The following is a 23,840-nucleotide window of genomic DNA, read 5'->3' as shown; positions in this document are numbered from 1 at the left end:
CTCGGAATCGAGTAGGGCCACTGCTGTGTTTGTACGGCGGTCGTCGGACCGCCGAATTCCGAGCGGATCATCTCCGGCGGGCAGCACTCTTTCCGTTTCCGGGTCGGGGTGCCCGCCGACCGGATCAAGAAGGAGAGGCCATGACACACCTGAAGGTCACCTACGACGCCGAGGCGAACGCCGCGTACGTCTACTTCACCGACCCGCAGGCGCCGCTCACGAAGGTGGCGCACATGTACCCGTGCGATCCCGACCGGGTCGACGGGATGATCAACCTCGACTTCGACGGGGACATGCGGCTCCTCGGTGTCGAGGTGCTGGACGCGCGTGGGAAGTTGCCGCGGTACCTGCTCGACGCGGCGGAGCCGTTGAACCGGGGCAACGCCTGAGCGAGGGGCGAGCCGCGTGCTCCTACGGACGCCCCCGGCCCGCCGCCTCGAGCCGCAGTGCCTCCGCCATAACCGCGCGGGCGATCGGGGCCGCGCTGCCGCCGCCGCTGATGTCCGTGCGGCTCGCCTCCGCGTCCTCGATCACCACCGCCACGGCCACCGCCGGCTGTGCCGAGTCCCTCGCCTGGGCCCAGGCGATGAACCAGGCGTACGGGGTGCCCGTGTTGCCGAAGCCGTGCTGGGCCGTGCCCGTCTTGCCGCCGACGACCGCGTCCGGGATCGCCGCGTTCGTGCCCGTGCCCTCCTCCACCGCCTTGACCATCAGGCGCTGGAGCTGCGTGGCCGTCGAGGGGCGCATCGCCTGGCGGTAGCTGCTGCGACCCGTCGTGTCGACGGTGCGACCGCCCGAGGTCGTGGTGCGGTCGACCAGGTGCGGGGCCGCGATCTCGCCGTTGTTCGCGACCGCCGCCGCCACCAGCGCCATCTGGAGCGGCGTCGCCGTCGTGTCGAACTGGCCGATCGACGACAGCGCCAGCTGGTCGTCGCTCATCTCGCGGTCGAAGTTCGACTTCGCCACCCAGGACGGCACCCGCAGACCCGTGTCGTTGAAGCCGAAGCCGCCCACCGTGTCCAGCATGCCGGAGAGGCCCACCTTCACCCCGAGTCCGGCCATCACCGTGTTGCACGACCACTGGATCGCGTACGCGAGCGAGGCGTCCGCGCAGCCCTTCGCCTCGTTCGGCAGCACCTGGCGGGTGCCCGGCAGGACGAAGGGGTCCGGGGTGTCCGTCGGCGCGTCGACGTCCCGCACCACGCCCGCGTCCAGGGCCGCCGCCGCCGTCACGATCTTGAAGGTGGAGCCCGGCGGGTAGGTCTGGCGCAGCGCCCGGTTCAGCATCGGCTGGTGCGGCGAGGTGTTCAGCCGCGCCCAGGCGTCCTTGACCTCCCGGCCCGTCCCGGAGAGGACGCCGGGGTCGTACGAGGGCGAGCTGACCAGGGTGAGGATCTTCCCGGTCGACGGCTCGATCGCCGCGACCGCGCCCCGCTTGCCCTGAAGGCCCCGGTAGGCGGCCTCCTGCATCGAGGCCCGGATCGTGGTCAGTACGGTGCCGCCCGGGTTCCGGGCCCGGCTGACGTCGTTCCAGAACGGCAGCGGCGCCAGCATCGGGTCCGTGCCGGCCAGGACGGAGTCCTCGGCGTTCTCCAGCAGCGTGGTGCCGTAGGTCTGGGAGGCGTAGCCGGTCACGGGCGCGTACAACGGGCCCTGGGTGTAGGTCCGTTCGTAGCGCAGCTGCTGTCCGCTGTCCCGGGAGCCGGTCACCGGTCGGCCGTCGACCTCGATGGTGCCGCGGGGCTGGCCGTAACGGGCGATGGCGATGCGCCGGTTGGCCGGGTTCTCGTCCAGCCCGTCGGCCTCGACGACCATCACCCGCGCGGCGTTGACCAGCAGGGCCACCAGGAGGACGAGGCAGAGCCCGGCGGCGCGCCGGATGTACGGGATCACCGGGCGTCCTCCGCGACCGGCGCGACGATCCCGGTCTCCACGGTCTCGGGGTGCGGCGCGCGGGCCGAGTCGCTGACCCGGATCAGCAGGGCCACGATGACCCAGTTGGTGACGACGGACGAGCCGCCCTGCGCCAGGAACGGCATCGCCATGCCGGTCAGCGGGATCAGGCCCATCACCCCGCCCGCGATCACGAACACCTGGAGCGCCAGGATCGAGGCGAGGCCGATCGCGAGCAGCCGGCCGAAGGGGTCGCGCAGCGCGAGCCCGGCGCGGAAACCGCGGGCGACGAGCAGCGCGTACAGCAGGAACAGGGCGGTCAGGCCGACCAGACCGAGTTCCTCGCCCGCCGTGGCGAGGATGAAGTCGGACTTGGCGGCGAAGCCGATGAGGACCGAGTGCCCGAGCCCGAGGCCGGTGCCGAGCATCCCGCCGGCGGCGAAGGAGAAGAGCGACTGCGCGAGCTGGCTCGGCCCGTCGCCGGCCTCGATGGAGGCGTAGGGGTGCAGCCAGTCCTCGACCCGGATGTGCACGTGCGGTTCGAGGGAGCCGACCGCGAAAGCGCCCACGCCGGCGAGCAGCAGGCCGACCGCGATCCAGCCCGTCCGGCCCGTCGCCACGTACAGCATGATCACGAAGAGGCCGAAGAAGAGCAGGGAGGTACCCAGGTCGCGCTCCAGTACCAGGACCCCGACGCTGATCACCCAGATCGCCACGATCGGGCCGAGCACCCGGCCGGTGGGCAGTTGCAGCCGCCAGATCCTGCGGCCCGTGTACGCCAGCGCGTTGCGGTTGGCGGCGAGGTACGCGGCGAAGAACACCGCGAGCAGGATCTTGGCGAACTCGCCCGGCTGGAAGGACAGTCCGGCGACACGGATCCAGATGCGGGCGCCGTTCACCGCGGGGAAGAAGATCGGCACGAGCATCAGGGCCAGGGCGGTGGCCACCGAGAGGTACGCGTACCGTTGGAGCACCCGGTGGTCGCGCAGCAGGACGACCACGGCGATGAACAGGCCCACCCCCAGCGTCGACCAGTCGAGCTGGGTCGGGGCGGCCACGTCGCCGGGCGTCTCCAGGTCGAGGCGGTAGATCAGCACCAGACCCAGACCGTTGAGCAGCACCGCGATGGGCAGCAGCAGCGGGTCGGCGTACGGGGCGCGGAAGCGGACCGCGAGATGGGCGAGGAGCGCGAGCAGGCCGAGTCCGGCGCCGTAGCGGGCGGCGTCCGGCGGGACGGCTCCGTACCGGGCGAGGCCGACCTCGGCGTAGCCGAGGACGGAGACGAGGACGGCGCAGACGAGGAGGGAGAGTTCCACGCCGCGGCGCTTCGGGTTGCGTAGCCCGGGCGGGGGAGCGTCCGCTCGCGTTGCGGTCATGGTTCGCAACGTAGCAAGCAGTAAGCCTTATGTCCCTTTTGTGTGACGGTGTGCCGTCAGCCCTCGGGATCGTCCCGGCCGTCGGCGTCGCCGAGACGGTCGTCGGGGTGGTCGTCGGGATCGTCCCGGTCGCCCAGAGGGTCGTCGAGGCGTACGTACTCCGGCAGTGTCAGGCGCGCGTCCGCCCCGCCGCCGTCCGGGGCGTCCGGATCGTCCGTCGTGCGCGGCGCGTTCGTGAAGACCAGTTCGGCGCCGATCACCTCCGCCTGCCCGGCCGCGATCGTCAGACCGAGGCCGTGGCCCTTGCCGCCGCTCTCCGTGCGGAAGCGCTGGGGACCGTCCTGGATCAGGTACGCCGGGTACCCCGCGCCGTGGTCCCGCACCGAGACGACCGGCCCGTCCACGGTCAGCACGACCGGCGGCGCGCCGTGCCGGTGGGCGTTCGCGACGAGGTTGCCGAGCACCCGCTCCAGACGTCGGCGGTCCGTCTCCACCGTCGCGTCCCGCACGATCAGCACCTCGGTCGGCGTGCCGGAGGCGCGCACCACCCGCTCCGCCAGCGGCCCGAGCTCGTGCACGGCGAGATCCACCGTCTCGTTTCCCGCGTCGAGGCGCGAGATCTCCAGCAGGTCCTCGGTCAGCGCCCGCATCGCGCGCACCCGGTCCCGTACGAGCTCCGAGGGGCGGCCCTCCGGCAGCAGTTCGGCGGCGGCCGAGAGCCCCGTCAGCGGGGTGCGCAGCTCGTGGGCGACGTCGGCGGTGAAGCGCTGCTCGCTCTGGAGCTTGCGCTGGAGCGTGGACGCCATGGTGTCGAGCGCCCCGGAGACGGTCGCCACCTCGTCCTCGGTGCGCGAGGGATCGCGCGTGCGGGGGTCGTCGACGCGCGCGTCGAGGTCGCCGGCGCTGATCCGCCGGGCCACCTGCGCCGTGAGGTGCAGCCGCCGGGTGACCCGCGTGACCGCGAACGCGCCGACGAGCAGCGTCAACCCGATGGCCAGCACCGAGGACCCGAGGATCGAGCGGTCGAGTCCGGCGATCGTCTCCGCGCCGGTCGTGTAGTCCACCCGAACGGCCAGGGCCCGGCCGTCGGCGGGACCGGCCGCCCACATCGTCGGCCGTCCGTCGTCGTCGGCGACCACCGTCCCCCGCTCGCCGCCCACGGCGAGCGCGCGCAGCGCGGCGGGCAGGGCCGCCGGGTCGACGCCGGCGAACCGGGGGAGCGGTTCGCCCGCCTCGTACGCCCGGGTGGCCGTGGTGAGCCGTGCCAGGGCCCGCTCGCGCGCGTCGTCGACCGTCCGGCGGGTCACCGAGACGTGCACGAGGGTGCCCAGGATCGCCGCGAGGGCGCAGCACATCACGGTGATGAAGACGGCGGACTTCCAGGTGAGGGTCGCCGTCCACGCGGGCAGCCGCGGCCGGGACCTCACGGGCGGTCCCCGAACGGGGCGAGGACCTCGGGGTCGAGGATCCCGGACCCGGTGGGCGCCGGCGGGCCGGGCGAGGTGGCGGCAGGTCCGGGCGTGGGCGTGGGTTCGACGAAGTTCGGCTCGGGCGCGGGCGAGGCGGACCCGCGCGGCTTCACCCGGACGATCTCGTCGCGGGTCGCCAGCATCGCCCCCTGCTGCTCGTCCCAGGTCCAGGCGGTGCGGTACTCGTACCCCGGGATGCCCGCCGAGCTGACCCGCATGATGAGGTCCCGGCCCGCCAGATCCACGCTCACCACCTGGTCGACGGTCGACATGATCCGGGTGAGGCCGCCGTTCTCGGCGAGGTAGACCCGCAGGCCGACCTGCTGCTCGGGCATCCGGATCCCGACGATCAGCTCGTCGCGGCCGTTGCCGGTCAGGTCCCGGTAGTACGGGCGCATCACGGGGCAGGCCGTGGGCTCCGCCGCGCACCGGCCGATCTTCGCGGCGGTCTCGGCGTACAGCCCGTCCGGGCCGCTGTACGTACGGGGGTGCGCCCTCACCTCGGCCTGGACCACGGCCACGGCGTCGACGCGGTGGACGTCGTTGTCGGGGGCTTCGACGCCGGGGACGCGCTGGATCTCGGTCTCGCCGTAGTCGAAGGGCGGGGCGGTCGCGGGCGGCAGGCCGGGCCAGAGCCTGACCGGGCCGACGGCGGTCGGGGTGGGTCCCGCGCTGCTCAGGCCGCCCTCGTCGCCGCACCCGGTGAGGGCGGGCAGTGCCACGGCCAGCAGGGCCGCGGTGGCGAAGGGCGGACCGAGCGGTCTCACGGGCTCCTCCGGGTCGGGTCGTACGGCCGCCGGGCGGGTGCGTGCCGGGCGTACGAGCACCGGGCGGGCGGTGCTCCCGTAGACCTTATTCGTAAGGAAGTCCTTTTTGTCTATTTATGGCCGAGGGGGCGGCGGTGGTCCTCGTGCGGCCCCGGTGGGGCCGGGTCCACGCGCGTCACGTCAACGGCTCGGGCGCCACCGGTCCCGTTCGATGCGGGCGAGCGCCGCCCGGCAGAAGGCGAGGAGTTTCTCGTCCTCGTGGATGTCATGGCTGCCGGAGCCGGTCTCGCGGGCGTTGTGGCGGCGGACCCGGGCCAGTTCCGCACGGATCACGGTCTCCGCCTCGGCCGCCGCGGGGCCCATCTCCGCCAGGCACTCGGCGATCTCCACGCGCGCGTGGCGGTTCTCCTCCCAGGCCGCGAGCAGCACCGGAAGCGATACCTCCGCGTCCCCGGCCACCCGCCACAGGGCCGTGGCGCAGGCCACCCGCACCCACAGGTCCCGCGCCGTGAGGCCCGGGCGCAGTGCGGGCGCCCCGGCGGCCGCCGCCGGGCCGATCGTGCCCAGCGCGCCGGCGGCGGCGCACCGGTCCGGATCGGACACGTTCGGCCGCAGCCATTCCTCCAGGGCCGGCAGTACGGTCCCCGCGTCGCCCTCCACCGACCAGAGCGCGAGCGCGGCCTTCGTGGCGACGGCGGCCGAGCCGCCGGCCATCAGCGACCGCAGGTCGTGGACCAGGTCCGGGGCGGCCTCCCGCGCGGCGGGGCCGAAGGCCGCGACGGCCCTGAGCGCTGCCGCCTGCACCCAGTCCCGCCGGTTCGGCGGCGCCCCGCGCAGCACCCGCAGCACCTCGGGCAGGGCCTGGACGGCGCGGATCGCGGTCAGCGCGTGGAGCAGCGGCGCCGCGTGGTCGTGGAGCCGGTCGTCGAGCTCGACAGCGGCCAGCCGCCGCCGCAGCGCGGGGGCCAGCGGAACCGCCGCGGGCCCGAGCGCGTCGATCGCGTACAGCAGCTCGTGCCGGATCCCGGGTCCCTGGAGGGCGCGGGCGAGCAGCGGGACCGCGCGGGCGTCGCCGGAGCGGGCGAGGGCGAGCAGCGCACCGCAGCGGTCCGTGCGGGCCGCGGGCGCCCCGGCCGGCGGGCGCGGGGGAGCGGCGGCGAGCCGGGTCGCCAGCGCGTCGGTCGCCGGAGCGGTCAGTTCGAAGAGCCGCTCCAGGAAGGCGGCGGCCGCCTCGCGCAGTCGCGGGTCGGGATCGGCGAGCTGCAACCCGACGAGCCGCACGACCTCCTCGTACCGCCCGCGCCACATCCGTATCAGTCCGCCGCACTGCCAGACCGCGTCCGCCCGCCGGCCGGCATCCGGGCTGCGCAGCTGGGCCACGATCAGCGCGATCCGGTCCTCGACCCGGTCGTCGAGGGCGGTGTGCAGCGTGCGGAGCAGCTCGTCGGCCCACGGGGTCGAGCGGTCGGCCGCCTGCTCGCCGAGGAAGTCGCTGATCTGGCCTGCCAGCGAAGGGACCGGCGGCCAGGAGTCGTCGGGGCGGACGGGCGGCTCGTACGGCGCGGTCCGCACCTCTTCGAGCAGCTCCGTCACGCGCTCCACGACGTCGCCGGGAACCTCGGCCGGTGCGCACCGGGCCAGTTGCGCGAGGGCGGCCAGCCGCAGGCCGGGGGCCTGGGCGGCGCGGGCGAGCCAGCCGAGCCAGTCGACGGTCTCGGCGCGCAGCGACTCGTGCCGTCGCGCGAGCCGGCCGACCCCCTCCACCAGGGCCAGCCGCACCTCGGTGTCGCGTTCGACGGTGAGCCGCTCCCGCAGCAGGTTCAGCACGCGCCCCGGTTCGGGGTGCAGCGAGGCCAGCGCGCACGGCGCGGCCAGCCGCACCTCCGGATCCGGGTCGCCGGCCAGGCCGAGGAACACGTCGGCCCCGGCGGCGACGGCGGCCGCCGCCATCGCGTAGTTCGCCGCCGGAGGGAAGTCCTCGTCCTCCGGGTCGAGTTCGTCGACCTCGTCGTCGCTGCCGAGATCGATCCCGCCGATGCTGGTCAGCAACTCCACGATGGCGCCCCGGTCCTGGATCTCCGGGTCCGCGACGAGTTCGAGGAGGAAGGGGATGCAGGCGAGGGTCGAGTCGTACACGTCGCCCTGGTGGTGCACGGAGCCGTACATGCCGTCGAGGGCGAGCTCCCGTTCCGCCGGGTCGGCGGAGGCGAGTCCGCGCAGCAACTCCGGTACGTCGTCCGCGGGTCCGTACGCATGGCCCAACGACGCCCAGTCGACCTCCTCGATCCCCGTCAGCATGCGGCCGCCGCCTTCCCCGTGAGCGCTGTACCAGGGAGCAAGTGTGCACCACGGCAACGGGGACGAGGACCCGCTGACCGGACGCGTTCCCCGAACGGCGTCCCGGGGCGCTCTCTTTGCGCCACGTGCCGCACAGGGGCCCCGGAGCCACCCCCGCCCGCCCGGCTCCACCACGCGAACCTTTGCCCGAGCACCGCCGCCCGGCCCCGCCCGCCCCGGTGCGGACCCGGCCGGCGGAGGGCCGGGGGGCGGTGCCGTGTCCCTGCGTACGGCACGGCCAAGTCTCCGTGGCCTGTACGGAGGTGGGGGTGACGCCGGAGGTTCCGGGGCGGGGAGCCCGAGGCGGGCGAAGGGACGGCGCGCCCAGAAAAAGAACGGACACTTCGCGATCGAAAATGATTACGATGGGTCGGTTGACGCGATCGGCGTCGGACGGGGGAGACCATGGTGTTCAACCAGGAATGGGCGGCGGCGGTGTCCGCTTCCCGGGAGCGGCAGTTGGCCGGTATGCGGCTCAACACGGCTGGACCGGACGGAGGTTCCGGAGCCAGTGGCAAGGACCTGATCGTGACCCAGGACGACCTGGGTGCCGTGGGCCACGAGGCCTACCTGCTGCACGATCTGCTGCGCAGGAAGGCCGACATCGCCGGTGCCGGACAGGATGCGAAGGGCGCGGGCTCGACGGCGCGCGCCGCGCAGGAGCTGTCGTCCCGCCACCTGACGATGGGGGGTGAGCTGTTCACCACGCTGACCGTCTGGGACGCGCAGGTGAAGACGGTCCTTCAGATGTGCGCCCACATCTCGAACCACCTGGACTACTCGAAGAAGTCGTACGCCGCGAATGACAAGCGCATCGAGGACTCGCTGCGTCATCGCAACGGCACCCCGGTCTCGGTCTCCGAGATCACCAAGCACGTTCGTTGAGGGAGGGGCGGGTTCGTGGCATTCACTTACACCGATCTCCTGGACATGGATCTCGGCGGGCTCGGCACCGCCGTCGGCGACTGGCGGACCATGGCCGGCGAGCTGGCCAAGCTGGAGACCAACGCCCGGGACGGTCTGCTGAGGAAGTCCGAGAGCGCGCGGTGGAAGGGCGTCAACGCCGACGTCACGAGGGATTTCGTACGTAGCGCGGCCAAAGAGTTCTCGGACCTGCGGGCTGAGGCGACGAGCATCCACGCGGTGCTCCAGGACGCGCATGGTGAACTGGCGAGCATCCAGAAGCGGGCCAAGGCCCTTGCGGAGGACGCGGCTGCGGGCACCGACAAGGATCCGGCACTGCTCATCACGGACGCGGGCGACGGCACCGTCCGGGTCATGGAGGCGATGTGCACCCCCGAGGGCACGACGCAGCGGACCAAGGACCTGATGCGCTGGTACGCAGACACCGTCACCGGGTTGGTCGCGCACGCGGCCGAGGTCGACGCCGCGGCCACCCGTGCCCTGAAGGGCAGCCACGGGGGCGATCCGCGCAACGCAGGTCACGCCACGTACACGTCGCTCGACGAGGACCAGCTGCCGCGCGCCACCCGACTCGCCTCGCTCGGCAAGGAAGCGAGCGAGAAGCAGCGTGACGAGCTCCGCAGGCTCTGGCGCTCGCTGAGTCCGGAGGCGCGGGCAGAGTTGTGGCGGGAACAGCGGGGCGGACTGCTGGCCGCCGGACTCCTGGACCCGACAGTTCGGCAGATCGCGCCGGACAAGGGCTCCGGCCCTTATGACGTGGAAGAACCGGGCTTCGAGGAGTGGTCCACCCGGGCCAAGATGCGGGGGATAGCGGAGGGCGCCGACGCCGGCGGCCTGGTCGACGCGGCCCGCAACATGGACCACTACCTGGACGACAACGGCGAGCACATGAATCTGCCGGTCGACAAGATGATGGCTGACGACGAAGGCTTCAGGCGGCACATCGACGACCACATCAGGACACACCAGGACGCGTGGCGGGAGACGGCACTCGCCGAGTTCCGCGCGAACGGGGGCAGGCCCGTGGCCATTCCCGTGGAGACGTCGAACACGCGGGACTACTCCTTCACCAAGGAGAACGACCAGAACTGGTTCTACGCCGTCGGCTCCACCCGGGCCAACGTCACGGGTGTCGTCACCGTCGTACCCGATGCCCAGGGCCGGCCCCAGGTCGCACTCGACTACCAGGCGAACGCATGGGATCGGTACAACTGGGACGAGAACAAGGGCGTCGACATCTTCGGGGTGGGAATCCCCGACGGACAGATGGCACGGCTGCATACGACCGGTCTGGCGCAGGAATTCGACATGTCCGGCAGCAGCTCGGTGAAGCACTACGACCTCGGTGCCGGCGAGTCGAACCCCGCACCGCTGCCGGAACCCGACGATCCGGGGCGCGAGGGCGGGCGCATGGACAACGGGCGGGAAACGCGTGAGGGGCGAGGAGGTACCCACAGGTGAGCAGCGTGGAAGACAAGGCCGCCGGCACGTCGCCTGCCGGTCGCCGGGCCGCGGTCGTCGTGGCGGTGCTCCTCGCGGTCGCGGGGGCGGTCGTGGTGTCCTTCGCGCTGCTCGCGGACAGGTGGCTGTCCGGCTCAGCGGCGTCGGAGAAGGAGTGCTGCTGGGCGGCCGGGGCGACGCCCGCGTGGACGAGCGAGCGGCTGGGGCTGCCGATCCCGGCCGGGGCCGCGGACCGGCGGGCCGGCTACAAGTCCGGGGAGCGGTACGACACCGGACTGCTCAGCTTCACCCTGCCGACGCGGGAGGCGACGGCGTACCTCGCGCCCCTCACCCCCAAGGGCACCCGGCTGATCCGCAACACCGAACCCCGGGGCGCGGACTTCAGCCGCGCCGACGGCTTCGCGCACCTCGGGCTCCCCGAGCCCGAGACCCTCGTCGAGGGTCTGCTGCACGGTGACGCCTGCCCGGGGGCGGCGACCGTGCCGGACGACGCCGATCCGGCGGACATCGATCCGGGGAGGTGCGCCGAGGTGTACGCCCATGAGGTCACACCCGGCACCACGCGCCTCTACCTGAGGTCCACGTTCGAATCCGGCCGGACCCCGCCCCCGGGGGTGCCCACGACCGCGCCGTGAGGGGCGTGCGTTCTCCGGGGGACCGGGGGGATCCCGCTCCGGTACCCGCGGCCGTACGGCCGTACACGCGGCCGTACCCGCGCCGCACTCGCGAGTGCGGCAGGCCGCGGCACGCGGCGGCACCGGCCCGCCCCACCGAGCCCGCCCGCCCCGCCGCTCAGCCCTCCGCGCGGACCCGTACGAAGCGGGCCGTCTCGTGGCGGCCGGCGACCTGGCGGAGTTCCACGAGCAGTGGTTCGGTCAGCAGCCGCACCGGTCCCGCGTCCTGGTGGTCCGGGTGGACGGCCGGTTCCCCCAGGAGGTCCCCGACCAGCTCGGCGACCTGGCGCGACTGGGGCGCGGTGAGCCGCGGCGAGGTCTGCACCGTACGGCCGTCCGGCAGGGCCACGAGCAGGGCACGGGGGCGTTCGGGCGGCCCGTAGATCCCGAGCAGCGTGCCGTCCCGGGTGTCCGCGTGCCGGATCTTGCGCCAGGACCAGGTGGCGCCGGGGCGGTAGGCCGAGTCCATGGCCTTGGCCACGATCCCCTCGACGCCCACCGCCCGCAGGTCGCGGAACCAGTCGCGGGCGGTCTCCTCGTCCTGCGTCGCCAGCACGCGCTGGAGCGGTGGCACGGCGTCCGCCAGCGCGGCCCCCAGCAGGTCCCAGCGCTCCCGTAGCGGCAGGGTGCGGACGTCCCGGCCGGGCAGGGCGAGGACGTCGAAGGCGACGTACGAGACGGGGACGCCCAGCCGGGCCCGGTCGCCGGGCGAGCGCAGCAGGTCGGTGAAGCTGAGCCTGCCCTCGCGGTACGCGCACAGCTCGCCGTCGAGGACGGTGCCCTCCGGCAGCTGGTCCCGCAGCTGAGCGGCGATTCCGGGGAACTCGCGCGAGAGGTCCCGTTGCGACCGGGACTGCAGGAAGACCCGCCCTTCCTCCAGCACGAAGGCGAGGGCCCGGAAGCCGTCGAGCTTGAGGGAGTACTGCAGCCCGCCCGCCACGCTGCCCTGCGCCGGGATCTCGTCGGCCGCCCGGGGGCGCATGACGCCGACCGGAGGCCGCAGGACCACGGCGTTCACGGCAGGGCCCCGGCCCGGTCGGGGTCGAGGAGCGGCGCGAGGAGGTCCCCGTACCGCTCCAGACGTGGCGCGATGTCGTCCATGAGCAGGACCAGCTCCGCCGGGGCGCGGCAGGCCGACACCTCGTCCCAGGTCACCGGCGCGGAGACGGCCGGACGCTCCCTGGCGCGCAGGGTGTAGGGCGTCGCGGTGGTCTTGGCGGCGGCGTTCTGGCTGAAGTCGACGAAGACCTTGCCGGTCCGCAGGGCGCGGTTCATCCGGTGCAGGACGAGCGAGGGGTGGTCGGCCTCGGCCTGGACGGCGAGCTGCTTCGCGTACGCCGAGACCTGCTCGGACGGCGTCGGCTCCAGTGGCACCAGCAGGTGCAGGCCCTTGGACCCGGAGGTCTTCGCGAAGGACTCCAGCCCGTCGGCCGCGAGCCGCTCACGCAGCCAGAGCGCCACGCGGGAGCACTCCACGACGGTCGCGGGCGGTCCCGGATCGAGGTCGAGGACGAGCCGGTCGGCGACCGCGGGTGCCTCGGCCCGCCACTGGGGCGTGTGGAACTCCACGACGAGGTTCGCCGCCCACATCAGCGAGGGCAGGTCCTGGATCATCACCTGCCGGGCGCGGGGGTCCTCGGAGCGCGGCACCGGGGTGGTCTTCACCCAGGCGGGCGTGCCGGGCGGCGGGTTCTTGGTGAAGAAGAGCTGCCCGTCCGGTCCGTCGGGGTAGCGCAGGAAGGACACCGGCCGGTCGCGCAGGTGGGGGAGGATCGCGGCGGACACGGTGGCGTAGTAGTGCAGCAGCTCGCCCTTGGTGGTGCCGCTGGCCGGGTGGAGGACCTTGTGCAGGTTGCTGAGCGACAGCCGCCGCCCCTCCACCTCCGTGATCGGCGTCATACGATGAGAATCCCATGAATCGGGCACTCTCGTTCAATCACGGAGAAAGGGAAAAAACGTGCGATCCATTTGGAACGGCGCCATTTCCTTCGGCCTGGTCAGCATCCCGATCAAGCTGGTCAACGCCACCGAGAGCCGGTCCGTGTCCTTCCGCCAGATCCACGCCGAGGACGGCGGCCGGATCCGCTACCGCAAGGTGTGCGAGCTGGACGGCGAGGAGGTCTCCCAGGCGGAGATCGGCAAGGCGTACGAGGACGCCGACGGGACGATGATCCCGATCACCGACGAGGACCTGGCGTCCCTGCCGCTGCCGACGGCCCGGACCATCGAGATCGTGTCGTTCGTCCCGGCCGGGGAGATCGACCCGCTCCAGATGGACGCGGCCTACTACCTCTCGGCCAACGGCGTCCCGGCCGCCAAGCCGTACACCCTGCTGCGCGAGGCGCTCAAGCGCAGCGACAAGGTGGCGGTGGCGAAGTACGCCCTGCGCGGGCGGGAACGGCTCGGGATGCTCCGGGTGGTGGACGACGTCATCGCGATGCACGGGCTGCTCTGGCCCGACGAGATCCGCGCGCCCGAGGGGGTCGCCCCGGAGGCGCCCGTCGCGGTGCGCGAGGCCGAACTCGACCTGGCCGACGCGCTGATGGCCACGCTGGGCGAGGTCGACCTCGGCTCCCTGCACGACGACTACCGCGAGGCGGTCGAGCAGATGATCGCGGCCAAGGCGGAGGGCGGCGAGGGAGTGGCGCCCCCGGAGCCCGACAAGGAGGGCGGCGGCCAGGTCATCGACCTCATGGCGGCGCTGGAGAGCAGCGTCCGGGCGGCGAAGGAGGCCCGGGGCGAGGCGCCGGCCGATGCCTCGGTGACGGAGCTGAAGGCGCGCAAGACCGCCTCGCGGTCCTCGCGGTCGACGCCGAAGGAGACGGACGCCAAGAAGTCGACGGCGAAGACCGCGGCGAAGAAGACGGCGGCGCCCGCACGGAAGTCGACGGCGAAGACGGCCGCCAAGAAGACGGCGGCGAAGAAGACGGCGGCCACGAAGAGCACGTCGACGGCGAAGAGCACGTCGAAGGCCGCCGCGAAGAAGCAGCCGACGAAGAAGGCGACCCCGCGCAAGCGCAGCGCGTGAGCCGCCGGGCGGGGTGAGGCGGGCGGAGGGGCCGAGCCGCCGGGCCCGGTGAGGCGGGCGGAGGGGCGGCGGGGGGCCGTGGTCCGCCGGCCCGGGTCGCCGCCGCACCCTTCCGCTCCTCGCGGCCAGGTCCCGCCCGTCCGGCCCTTAGCCCACCAGCTTCCGCAGCGCGCCCTTCATCGCCGCGACGAACGCCTCCCGCTCCGCCTCCCCGACCAGGTCGAGCGAGAGGTACGGGTTGAGGTCCTCCAGCTCCACCAGCAGCAGCTCCCCGCCCGGCGCGCGGCAGGCGTCGACGCGCTGGATGCCGTACGGCAGGTCGTTCCAGTCGACGAAGCGCTGCGCGAACTCCAGGTCCTCGGCGGTCGGTTCGTACGGCTCCAGCCGCCAGCGCGCCTCGGGGTCGGGGGCGTACAGCGCGTACTGGAAGTCGCGCCCGACGAAGTAGAACGACACCTCGTACGCGAACGGGACGCGCGGCTGGACCAGCATGCCGGCCGGGTCCACGTCCGCGAGGTCCGCCCGGGCCACGAAGCGGAGACCGACGGAGTCCGCGCCGAGCACCGGCTTGACGACGTAGGTCTCCGCGTCGGGCAGCCGTCCGAACTCCTCCCGGCGACCCGCCGTGGGAATGACCGGAAATCCCTCCCTGGACAGCTGGAGGAGGTACTCCTTCCCCGCCATGTCACCCTTGCCCGAGAGGGAGTTGAACACCCGCACACCGTCGCGCAGCGCGGCGGCGCGGAAGGCGTCGTAGGCCTCCTGGTAGTGGATGACGGGCCCGCTGTTGCGCACGACGACGGCGTCGAAGCGGTCCATCAGCGCGGCGGCGTCGAGCGGATGGCACAGCGCGACGTCGAACTCCTCGCGCAGCCGCCCGCTCAGCCAGATGTCCTCGTCGCAGTAGCGGCGTCCCCGCGCCTGGTAGCCGAGGTCGGTGACGTAAAGAAGGTTTCCCATTGGCGTATCTAAGCAGGCGGATTCGATCGCATATCGGACACCCTGCTTCGCCCTCCGGACAAGGGATGGTCAAATTCTTGTTGCAGACCTGTCAATGAGGATCTTTCGCTGGCACGCTCCCAGCCGCGCCACCCCCCACTGCTTCAGCGAAGGAGCCCGCGTGACCCGCCTGCAGACCTCGCACCACCGCCCCTCCTCCCGTGCCACCGCACGCGCCGCCGCCCTGCTCGCCTCGGCCGCCATGGTCGTCGTCGGCGTGCAGAGCGGATCGGCCGGTGCCGCCACCGACCGCGAGGACGGCGCCACCGCGCTCGTCCTCTCCGCCGCGCAGCGCACCGCCGCCCTCCAGGGCGCGCAGGCCGAGGCCGCCACCACCGCCCGGGCGATCGGCCTGTCCGACCGGGAGGGGCTCGTCGTCCGCGACGTCGTCAAGGACGCGGACGGCACCGTCCACACGCGCTACGAGCGCACCTACGAGGGTCTCCCCGTCCTCGGCGGCGACCTCGTCGTGCACAAGAAGAAGGACGGCGCCCGCTCCACCACGAAGGCGACCGACGCCCGGATATCCGTGCCCGCCACGACCGCCGCCGTCCCCGCGGACACGGCCCGCCGGTCGGCCGCCGCCTCCGCCGCGGCCTCCGCCGGGACGAAGGCCCCGGCCGCGTCCGCCGCCCGCAAGGTCGTCTGGGCGGCGACCGGCAAGCCCGTGCTGGCCTGGGAGACGGTCGTCACCGGTGTCCGGGCCGACGGCACGCCCAGCGAGCGGCACGTGATCGCCGACGCCACCAGCGGCAAGGAGCTGTACGCCTACGAGGCCATCGACACCGGCACCGGCAACACCCAGTACAGCGGCCAGGTCACCCTCGGCACCGCCCCGTCGTTCACGCTGACCGACACCGCGCGCGGTGGTCACAAGACGTACGACCTGAACGGCGGCACCAACGGCACCGGCAGCCTCTTCACCAACAGCACCGACGTCTGGGGCAACGGCCAGGCGACGAACCGCGAGACCGCCGCCGCCGACGCCCACTACGGCGCCGCGGTCACCTGGGACTTCTACAAGAACGAGCTCGGCCGCAACGGCATCCGGGGCGACGGCGTCGCCGCCTACTCCCGCGTCCACTACGGCGACGCGTACGTCAACGCGTTCTGGTCGGACCAGTGCTTCTGCATGACCTACGGGGACGGCACCGCCAACCTCAAGCCGCTCACCTCCCTGGACGTGGCCGGCCACGAGATGAGCCACGGCCTGACCGCATCCACCGCCGGGCTGCGCTACAGCCGCGAGTCGGGCGGCCTGAACGAGGCCACCTCCGACATCCTGGGCACCGCGGTCGAGTTCTACGCCGCCAACTCCTCGGACGTCGGCGACTACCTCATCGGCGAGAAGATCGACATCCGCGGCAACGGCACCCCGCTGCGCTACATGGACCGGCCGAGCCGCGACGGCAACTCCGCCGACTCCTGGTCGAAGAACGTCGGCCGGCTGGACGTCCACTACTCCTCGGGCCCGGCGAACCACTTCTTCTACCTGCTCTCCGAGGGCAGTGGCGCCAAGACGGTCAACGGGGTCGCGTACGACTCCCCGACCGCGAACGGCTCCACGGTCACCGGCATCGGCCGGACCAAGGCCTACAAGATCTGGTACAAGGCGCTCTCCACCTACATGACCTCGTCCACCGACTACGCGGGCGCCCGCACGGCCACCCTCAAGGCGGCCGGTGACCTCTACGGCACGACCGGCCCCGAGTACGCGGCGGTCGGCGCCGCCTGGGCCGCGGTCAACGTGAACTAGGTCCTGTCCGGGCGATCTTCTCGGGCCCGCGACGACGGCTGCGGCACCTCGCGGCGTTGTCGGAGTCGCCCGAGTACGCCCAGTACGAGGGCGATCCTCCGCCTTGCGATGCACCACATCCGACGCCGCGGCCGGTCCTCGAAGATCGCCCGGACAGGACCTAGCCGACCCCGCCGGGTCCACGGACCCGGCCCACCCGGCGCACCCCCCAAGGGCCGCGCGGCACCCCGCCGCGCGGCCCTTCCGCGTATCCGGAATCCGGCCGTGCCCGGGTACGCACTTCGATCAGGAGGGCTAATCAAGGGGCCCTGGGGCGAAGGCTGTTACCTCCGTATCGTCTTTGAAGGTAACCGCTATGAAGGAGGAACCTTCCGATGAGCCCCAACGCCCCGCGCCACTACTTCGAGACCCAGCTCCAGCTCACCGAGGACCCGCTGCTCGTCGCGGCCCGTCTCGCGGACTCCGGACTCCACGAGTCGTACGTCGTCTACGAGAACGGCGGCAGCTGGGCCTACGCCGGCGGCGTGCGTGCCGAGCTGACGCTGGACCGCACCGGTGCCCGGCTGACCCAGGAGGACGTCCCGGACGCCTTCCGCCCGTGGAACGACCAGCCGCTGAACCTGGTCTCCGAGCTGCTCGACACCGTCACCGTCCCGTACTGGCGGGCCTACGGCTGGGCCACCTTCGAGCTGTCGTACGCCAAGGACGGCAACCTCGACGGGATCGGCGACGGACGGCTCATGCACCTCGTCGTGCCCCGCGCCGAGGTCCGCTTCGAGGACGGCCACGCCCTGCTGCGCGCCGCCGACCAGGCCACCCTGGACGCCCTGCTGACCACCGTCGCCAGCGCCTCCCCGGCCTCCGCCGGACAGCCCCGCCCGCTGGACGTGCACGCCACCGGCGGCCCGCAGTACCGCGAGGCGGTGCGCCTCGCGGTGGACGAGATCAACGCCGGCGAACTGCACAAGGTGATCCTGTCCCGCGTCGTCGAGGTCGACGACGAGGTCGACCTGACCGGCACCTACGTGGCCGGCCGCCGCGGCAACAACCCGGCCCGCTCCTTCATGCTCAACCTGGGCGGCACCGAGGCCATCGGCTTCAGCCCGGAGATCGTCGTCCAGGTCTCCGAGGACGGCCGGGTCGTCAGCCAGCCGCTGGCCGGCACCCGCGCCCTGACCGGCGACCTGCTCACCGACGAGAGCCTGCGCGCCGACCTGTTCGGATCCCCCAAGGAGGTCTACGAGCACGCCATCTCCGTCAAGGTCGGCGCCGACGAGCTGGTCGACGTGTGCGTCGAGGGCTCCGTCGAGGTCCCCGAGTTCATGGCGATCCGGGAGCGCGGCAGCGTCCAGCACCTCGCCTCCCGCGTGGCCGGACAGCTCGCCCCCGGGCGCGCGGCCTGGGACGCCTTCGGCGCGGTCTTCCCCGCCGTCACCGCGTCCGGAGTGCCGAAGTCGGCCGCGTACGACTCGATCCGCCGCCACGAGCCCGAGTCCCGCGGCCTCTACAGCGGCGCCGTCCTCACGGTCGACCACACCGGCGCGATGGACGCGGCCCTCGTGCTGCGCAGCGCCTACCGCAAGGACGGCCGCACCTGGCTGCGGGCCGGGGCCGGCATCGTCGGGCACTCCACCCCGGAGCGCGAGTTCGAGGAGACCTGCGAGAAGCTCGACAGCGTCGCCCGGTTCCTCGTGCCGGCGGGCGGTACGCGATGAGGGTGGCCACCGGGCTGCACCTCGCCGGCGTCGGGAGCTGGCTGCCCGAGGAGGTGACCACCGCCGACGCCGTGGCGAGGGGCTGGTACGGGGAGGCCGACCGCGCGGCCTCCGGGATGCTCGCCGTCCGGGTGGCCGGGGACCTGCCGGCACCCGAGATCGCGGTACGGGCCGCCCGCACCGCCCTGCGGAGGGCCGGCCGCACCGGCCTCACCCCCGACGACTACGGCGCGCTGCTGCACTGCGCCACCTACCACCAGGGCCCCGACGGCTGGTCCGCCCCGCACTACGTCCTGCACCGCACCCTGGACCGCCCGATCGGGGCGGCACAGGTGGGCCCCGGCTGCCTCGGCATGCTGACGGCTCTGGAGATGGCCGCCCACCGGCTCGCCGCCGACGACGGCAAGGACGCCGTCCTGCTCACCGCGGCCGACAACTTCTCCGCCCCCGTGGTGGACCGCTGGAACTCCTCCCGGCTGTTCCTGCTCGCGGACGGCGGCGCCGCCGCCGTGCTGTCCCGGCGGGAGGGATTCGCCCGGCTGCTGTCGGTCGGCTCGGTCTCCGCGCCGTCGATGGAGGAGCTGCACCGCGGCGGGGAGGAGCTGTTCCCGCCCGGCATCACCGTGGGCCGCTCGCTCAACTTCGAGGAACGCAGCGACCACTGGCGCCGGCAGTGGGCCGCGGGCGCGGCGCCGCCGAGGACCCACCTCGGCGACGTGGTCGCCGAGGCCGTCGACCGCGTGCTCGAGGAGGCGGACACCGGCCTGGAGAAGGTGGCCCGGATCTGTCACACCAACTACGCCGACGGCGCCCTGCACACCATCTACCTCGATCCGCTGGAGATCGAGGCCGCCGACGGCACCTGGGACTTCACCCGTCACATCGGGCACGTCGGAGCCGCCGACCCCTTCATCGGCCTCGAACGCCTCTGGACACGGGGCGAGGTCGCCCCCGGGGACCGCGTCCTGCTGCTCGCGGCCGGCCCCGGCATGGAGGTCGCCTGCGCGGTCGTGGAGATCACCGCGCCCTATCTGCCCGGCACCGCACGACAGGAGGAAGACCTGTGATGCTCGAAGGATGCACGCCCTGGCCGGCCGAGACGGCCGAGCGCTACCGGCGCGAGGGGCTGTGGAACGGCACCGACCTGGGCGCGCTGCCGCGGCTCTGGGCCGAACGGTACGGCGACGCCACCGCGATCGTCGCCGGTGACCGCCGGATCGGCTACGCCGAACTGGCCGACCGGGTGGACCGCACGGCCGCCGGCTTCGTCCGCCAGGGTGTGGAGCCCGGTGACCGGATCGTGCTCCAGCTGCCCAACGTGCCCGAGTTCGTCGAGGTGGCGTTCGCCCTGTTCCGGGCCGGCGCGAAGCCGGTGTTCTCGCTCACCTCGCACCGCTCCAACGAGATCCGCCACCTGTGCGAGCTGTCCGGCGCCTCCGGCTACGTCGTCCCGGGCGTCTTCCGCGGCTTCGACCACACCGCGCTGGCCCTGGAGATGGCCGCCGAACTGCCCGCCCTGCGCCGGATCTACGCCCAGGGCGAGACCACCTCGCCCGCGGTGGTCCCGCTGGAGTCGGTCGACGCCGACCCGGTGGAGCTGCCCGCCAACGACCCCTCGGACGTGGCCTTCTTCCTGCTGTCGGGCGGCACGACCGCGCTGCCCAAGCTGATCCCGCGCACCCACGACGACTACGCGTACCAGACCCGTACGGTGGCCTCCCTCGCCGGCCTGACGACCGAGGACGTCTATCTGGCCGCCCTGCCGGTGGAGTTCAACTTCACCTGGGGCTGCCCCGGAGTGGTCGGCACCCTCTCGGCGGGCGGCACGGTCGTCCTCGCCCCGGACCCCACCGCGGACGACTGCTTCCGGCTGATCGAGCGGGAGGGCGTCACGCTCACCTCGGTGGTGCCCACCGTCGCCCGGCTCTGGCTGGACGAGCGGGAGTGGTCGGACGCCGACCTGTCCAGCCTGAAGGTCCTCCAGATCGGCGGGGCCCGGCTGGAGCCGGAGCTGGCCGCCCGGATCACGCCCGAGCTCGGCTGCCGCCTCCAGCAGGTCTTCGGCATGGCGGAGGGGCTGCTGACGATGTCCCGCGCCGACGACGACGTGGACGCGGTCCTGCACACCCAGGGCCGGCCGGTGTCCCCGGCCGACGAGGTCCGGATCGTCGACGAACGCGGGGCGGACGTCCCGGCCGGCGTCACCGGCGAGCTGCTCACCCGGGGCCCGTACACCCTGCGGGGCTACTACCGGGCGCCCGAGCACAACGCCAGGGCGTTCACGGAGGACGGCTTCTACCGCACGGGCGACCTCGCCTCCCTCACGCCCGAGGGCCGGCTGATCGTCCGGGGACGGCTGAAGGACGTCGTCATCCGCGGCGGCGACAAGATCGCCGCGGGCGAGGTGGAGGCCCATCTCCTGACCTGCCCGGGGATCGCCGCGGCGGCCGTGGTGCCGGTGCCGGACGAGTTCCTCGGCGAACGGATCTACGCCTTCCTCGTCGGCCGCGACGGCACCAGGCCGACGCTGGCCGAGCTCAAGGCCGCGCTGCACGCGCGCGGACTCGCCGACTACAAGCTCCCGGACCGCGCCGAGTTCGTGGCGGACCTGCCGCTGACACCGCTCGGAAAGATCGACAAGAAGGTGCTCGCGGCCGCCGCCGCCGAACCCGCCGTCTCCCGCCACTGGACGCTCGCCGCAGAGGCCGAGGCCGCTCCGGAGCCCGCATCCCCCGCCGCACCGACCCTCCAGGAGGCCGCACCCGTCACGACCGCACCCGTCCCGTCCCTCCCCTCCGCCCAGAAAGGGTGAACCGCCATGGCCGGCATACGTGCCGCACGAACCGCACCCCGCACCTCACCGCTCTCCGCCGACGAGCTCCGTGGGGAAGTCGCCGCCGTGCTCGGTGTCCAGCCCGACACCGTCCCCGCTGACGCCCACCTCGTCCACCTCGGCCTCGGCTCACTGGAGATGATGCGCCTCGTCACCCGCTGGCGCCGCCAGGGCCTGCCGGCCGAGTTCGCCGAACTCGCCGCCGCACCCACCCTCGACGCCTGGCACCGCCACCTCACCGACGCCTGGCAGGCCCGAGAGGCGGAGGTGGCGTGATGAGCACCCTGCTGATCAAGGGCGGCTGCCTGTACCCGGCGGACGCCGGCGACCGGGTCGTCCCGGACGGCGCCGTCCTCGCCGAGAACGGCGTGGTGACCGCCGTCGGCACCGTCGCGGAGGTCGAGGCCGCCATCCGGCCCGAACAGCGCGCCGGACTGCGCACGCTGGACGCCCGCGGCCGGATGATCCTGCCCGGCTTCGTCAACCCGCACTGGCACGAGATGTTCGCGATGCGCTTCCCCTTCAAGGGCGCGCTGCGCGACGCCTCCGACCGGGACGACAAGCCGGTGTTCATGGCACTGGGCGGCGACGTCCCGCAGATCTCCGTCATCTTCGACTCCTTCCACGGCCAGGTGGACCGGCTCACGCCCGACGAGGCGCTGGCCATCGCCCGGTACTCGATGTGGACCCAGCTGCGCTCCGGGGTCACCGCCCTGGGCGACGTCGGCTCCCTCAACAAACCGGAGGCGCTCGCCCGCGCCGCCCGCGACCTGGGCATGCGCCTCACCGTGAGCACCTGGGCCTCGGACGCGGTGTGCGCACCCGGCGACACCCGCTTCCGCCGCACCCGCGACGCCGACGACGAGCTCCAGCGGATCGAGAAGCTCCTGATCGACTGCTCGGGCGATCCCGACGGGCTCGTGCGGGCCTGGCCCACCGCCGTCTACGGCACCAACATGACCGACGAACTCGGTGCCGGGTTCGCCGAGCTGGTGGCCCGCTTCGACGTGCCGTTCGCCGCACACGTCGGCGCGCTGCGCAACGAGGCGGAGGTGATGCTCGCGTACCACGGCTCGACCCCGGTCCGCCGCTTCGCCGACCTCGGGCTGCTCTCCGAGCGCTTCATGGCGGTGCACTGCGCGTTCGCCGACGCCGGCGAGCGGGCGCTGCTGATCGGCGCGGGCGCCCACATCAGCCACTCGCCCGCGAAGTACGGACCCGCGGGGGAGGCGTCCCTCACCGAGACCCGGCTGTTCCCCGAGTTCCGGCGGGCCGGCCTCGACGTCTCGCTCTCCACCGACGGTGCCGCGATGCCGATCGGCGGCATGGCCGAGTCGATGCGGGTGGCCTGGCAGATCTACAACGAGATGTACGCCGACCCGACCGAGGTGCTGCCCACCGACGCGCTGGCGATGGCGACCCGGCTGCCCGCCCGCGGGCTCGACCAGGGCGACCGGATCGGCAGCCTCGAACCGGGCAAGCAGGCCGACCTGCTGCTGGTGAAGGCCGACGACTGGCGCTATCTGCTCAACCCCCGCCCGCTGGAGGGCTTCCTGGCCCTCGGCGGCTCCATGGACGTCGACACCGTGGTCGTCGCCGGCCGGGTGCTGATCGAGGACGGCCGGTCCACCGGACTGGACGAGGAGGTCCTGGAGGCCGACTACCTGGAGGCGCTCAGCTCCTTCACCGTGCGCTGCCTCGGGGTCGACGCCGACGCCGTCGCGGCCCGGCTGAGGCAACGCACCGAGTTCCTCGCGACGCGACGGCTCGCCCGGGCGGGCCTCGCACCCCTCCCCACCGACCGGAAGGAAAGGCGATGAACGCGAAGACGGCCCTGGTCACCGGGGCGGCGGGCGGGATCGGCGCGGCGGTCGCCCGCGCCCTGGCCGCGGACGGTGTGCGGGTCGCGCTGCTGGACGCCGACCCGGCCGCCCTGGAGCCGCTGGAGAAGGAACTGCGGACGGAGGGCGCGGCCGTGCTCGCCCTGGGCGTGGACGTGCGCTCCAGCGGGGAGGTGGACGCCGCCGTCGACCGGGCCGAGCGCGAACTCGGCCCGCTGGACCACCTGGTGAACGCCGCCGGGGTGCTGCGCACCGGCGAGGTCGCCGGCTTCAGCGACGAGGACTGGGACACCACCTTCGCGGTCAACGCGACCGGTGTCTTCCACGTCAGCCGTGCGGTCGCCAACCGGATGGTGCCGCGTCGCTCGGGGGCGATCGTCACGGTCGCCTCGAACGCCGCGGGCATCCCGCGCTGGAACATGGCGGCCTACGCGGCCTCGAAGGCCGCCGCCACCAGCTTCACCAAGACGCTGGGCCTCGAACTGGCCCGGTACGGCATCCGCTGCAACGTGGTCGCGCCCGGCTCCACCGAGACGCCGATGCTCACCGCGATGTACGCGGACGGCGACGCGGCCGGCCCCTCCGTCGGGGGTTCGCCCGCCACGTACCGGGTGGGCATCCCGCTCGGGAAGCTGGCCCAGCCCGAGGACATCGCGCACGCGGTGCTCTTCCTGCTCTCCGACCGGGCCGCGCACATCACCCTGCACGGGCTGACGGTCGACGGCGGCGCCGCGCTCGGCGTCTGACCGCGTCCCTTTCCCCCCTGC

Annotated in this window: 20 protein-coding genes; 12 read left to right on the top strand and 8 right to left on the bottom strand. The window is 73.2% G+C overall.

The window, feature by feature from the left end; translation table 11 throughout:
* Positions 1-140 precede the first annotated feature (140 nt).
* A complete protein-coding gene (locus ACE1OA_RS11520; protein ID WP_356608749.1) occupies positions 141-389 on the top strand; it encodes a DUF2283 domain-containing protein in 249 nt (82 codons plus the stop codon).
* A gap of 22 nt (positions 390-411) precedes the next feature.
* On the opposite strand, the gene ACE1OA_RS11515 is transcribed toward ACE1OA_RS11520, so the two are convergent.
* From ACE1OA_RS11515 to ACE1OA_RS11495, 5 genes are all read right to left on the bottom strand, one after another.
* A complete protein-coding gene (locus tag ACE1OA_RS11515) occupies positions 412-1,893 on the bottom strand; it encodes a penicillin-binding transpeptidase domain-containing protein (protein WP_432752735.1) in 1,482 nt (493 codons plus the stop codon).
* On the bottom strand, positions 1,890-3,269 hold the full coding sequence (locus ACE1OA_RS11510; protein WP_356608745.1) for an FtsW/RodA/SpoVE family cell cycle protein: 1,380 nt from the start codon (positions 3,267-3,269) through the stop codon (positions 1,890-1,892). The genes ACE1OA_RS11515 and ACE1OA_RS11510 overlap by 4 nt, the downstream gene beginning before the upstream one ends.
* A gap of 56 nt (positions 3,270-3,325) precedes the next feature.
* Positions 3,326-4,696 carry a histidine kinase dimerization/phospho-acceptor domain-containing protein gene (locus tag ACE1OA_RS11505; RefSeq protein WP_432752734.1) on the bottom strand — a complete coding sequence of 457 codons (1,371 nt, stop codon included), beginning with the start codon at positions 4,694-4,696 and terminating at the stop codon, positions 3,326-3,328.
* Complete coding sequence (locus ACE1OA_RS11500) at positions 4,693-5,505, bottom strand: hypothetical protein (RefSeq protein WP_432752733.1); 813 nt, start codon at positions 5,503-5,505, stop codon at positions 4,693-4,695. The genes ACE1OA_RS11505 and ACE1OA_RS11500 overlap by 4 nt, the downstream gene beginning before the upstream one ends.
* A 180-nt stretch (positions 5,506-5,685) precedes the next feature.
* Entirely contained in the window at positions 5,686-7,803 is a 2,118-nt protein-coding gene (locus ACE1OA_RS11495) for a PBS lyase (RefSeq protein WP_356608739.1), read from the bottom strand.
* Between the two features lie 444 nt (positions 7,804-8,247).
* Here ACE1OA_RS11495 and ACE1OA_RS11490 point away from each other — a divergent pair, with 444 nt between their 5' ends.
* From ACE1OA_RS11490 to ACE1OA_RS11480, 3 genes are read left to right on the top strand one after another with little or no spacing between them, the layout of a single operon-like run.
* A complete protein-coding gene (locus ACE1OA_RS11490) occupies positions 8,248-8,727 on the top strand; it encodes a hypothetical protein (protein WP_356779906.1) in 480 nt (159 codons plus the stop codon).
* A 15-nt stretch (positions 8,728-8,742) separates the two neighbouring features.
* Complete coding sequence (locus tag ACE1OA_RS11485; RefSeq protein ID WP_356608735.1) at positions 8,743-10,227, top strand: hypothetical protein; 1,485 nt, start codon at positions 8,743-8,745, stop codon at positions 10,225-10,227.
* On the top strand, positions 10,224-10,862 hold the full coding sequence (locus tag ACE1OA_RS11480; RefSeq protein ID WP_384875224.1) for a hypothetical protein: 639 nt from the start codon (positions 10,224-10,226) through the stop codon (positions 10,860-10,862). Before ACE1OA_RS11485 ends, ACE1OA_RS11480 begins: the two co-directional genes overlap by 4 nt.
* 157 nt (positions 10,863-11,019) lie before the next feature.
* On the opposite strand, the gene ACE1OA_RS11475 is transcribed toward ACE1OA_RS11480, so the two are convergent.
* Together ACE1OA_RS11475 and ligD are read right to left on the bottom strand one after the other, a co-directional pair.
* Complete coding sequence (locus tag ACE1OA_RS11475; RefSeq protein WP_432752732.1) at positions 11,020-11,919, bottom strand: DNA ligase; 900 nt, start codon at positions 11,917-11,919, stop codon at positions 11,020-11,022.
* A complete protein-coding gene (gene ligD, locus ACE1OA_RS11470) occupies positions 11,916-12,800 on the bottom strand; it encodes a non-homologous end-joining DNA ligase (RefSeq protein ID WP_356608729.1) in 885 nt (294 codons plus the stop codon). The genes ACE1OA_RS11475 and ligD overlap by 4 nt, the downstream gene beginning before the upstream one ends.
* Positions 12,801-12,858: 58 nt before the next feature.
* On the opposite strand from ligD, the gene ACE1OA_RS11465 reads away from it, so the two are divergent.
* Positions 12,859-13,929: a Ku protein gene (locus ACE1OA_RS11465; protein WP_356608727.1), complete on the top strand. Its 1,071-nt coding sequence runs from the start codon at positions 12,859-12,861 to the stop codon at positions 13,927-13,929.
* Positions 13,930-14,076: 147 nt separating this feature from the next.
* Here the strand turns inward: ACE1OA_RS11465 and ACE1OA_RS11460 are convergent, their stop codons facing one another.
* The gene (locus ACE1OA_RS11460) at positions 14,077-14,889 is read right to left on the bottom strand and encodes a hypothetical protein (protein WP_356608725.1); all 813 of its coding nucleotides are present in this window, start codon (positions 14,887-14,889) and stop codon (positions 14,077-14,079) included.
* A 241-nt stretch (positions 14,890-15,130) separates the two neighbouring features.
* Between ACE1OA_RS11460 and ACE1OA_RS11455 the strand changes: the two genes are divergently transcribed.
* From ACE1OA_RS11455 to ACE1OA_RS11425, 7 genes are all read left to right on the top strand, one after another.
* Positions 15,131-16,684, top strand: a complete 1,554-nt coding sequence (locus tag ACE1OA_RS11455; protein ID WP_356779925.1) for a M4 family metallopeptidase — start codon at positions 15,131-15,133, stop codon at positions 16,682-16,684.
* A 374-nt stretch (positions 16,685-17,058) separates the two neighbouring features.
* A complete protein-coding gene (locus ACE1OA_RS11450) occupies positions 17,059-18,399 on the top strand; it encodes a salicylate synthase (protein ID WP_384869527.1) in 1,341 nt (446 codons plus the stop codon).
* Positions 18,400-18,401: 2 nt separating this feature from the next.
* Entirely contained in the window at positions 18,402-19,466 is a 1,065-nt protein-coding gene (locus ACE1OA_RS11445) for a ketoacyl-ACP synthase III family protein (protein ID WP_384869525.1), read from the top strand.
* Positions 19,466-21,211: a (2,3-dihydroxybenzoyl)adenylate synthase gene (locus ACE1OA_RS11440; protein WP_384869532.1), complete on the top strand. Its 1,746-nt coding sequence runs from the start codon at positions 19,466-19,468 to the stop codon at positions 21,209-21,211. Before ACE1OA_RS11445 ends, ACE1OA_RS11440 begins: the two co-directional genes overlap by 1 nt.
* 6 nt (positions 21,212-21,217) lie before the next feature.
* Complete coding sequence (locus tag ACE1OA_RS11435; protein ID WP_356608719.1) at positions 21,218-21,508, top strand: phosphopantetheine-binding protein; 291 nt, start codon at positions 21,218-21,220, stop codon at positions 21,506-21,508.
* Positions 21,508-23,052, top strand: coding sequence for an amidohydrolase family protein (locus tag ACE1OA_RS11430; RefSeq protein WP_356608717.1), 1,545 nt, complete (start codon positions 21,508-21,510; stop codon positions 23,050-23,052). The genes ACE1OA_RS11435 and ACE1OA_RS11430 overlap by 1 nt, the downstream gene beginning before the upstream one ends.
* Positions 23,049-23,819, top strand: a complete 771-nt coding sequence (locus ACE1OA_RS11425) for a 2,3-dihydro-2,3-dihydroxybenzoate dehydrogenase (RefSeq protein WP_356608715.1) — start codon at positions 23,049-23,051, stop codon at positions 23,817-23,819. The genes ACE1OA_RS11430 and ACE1OA_RS11425 overlap by 4 nt, the downstream gene beginning before the upstream one ends.
* Positions 23,820-23,840 lie beyond the last annotated feature (21 nt).

This window comes from Streptomyces sp. JL2001 (assembly GCF_050917515.1).
Classification (GTDB): Bacteria; Actinomycetota; Actinomycetes; order Streptomycetales; family Streptomycetaceae; genus Streptomyces.
Note: the sequence above shows the minus strand (reverse complement) of the source record. Positions and strands in the feature narration are given on the sequence as shown.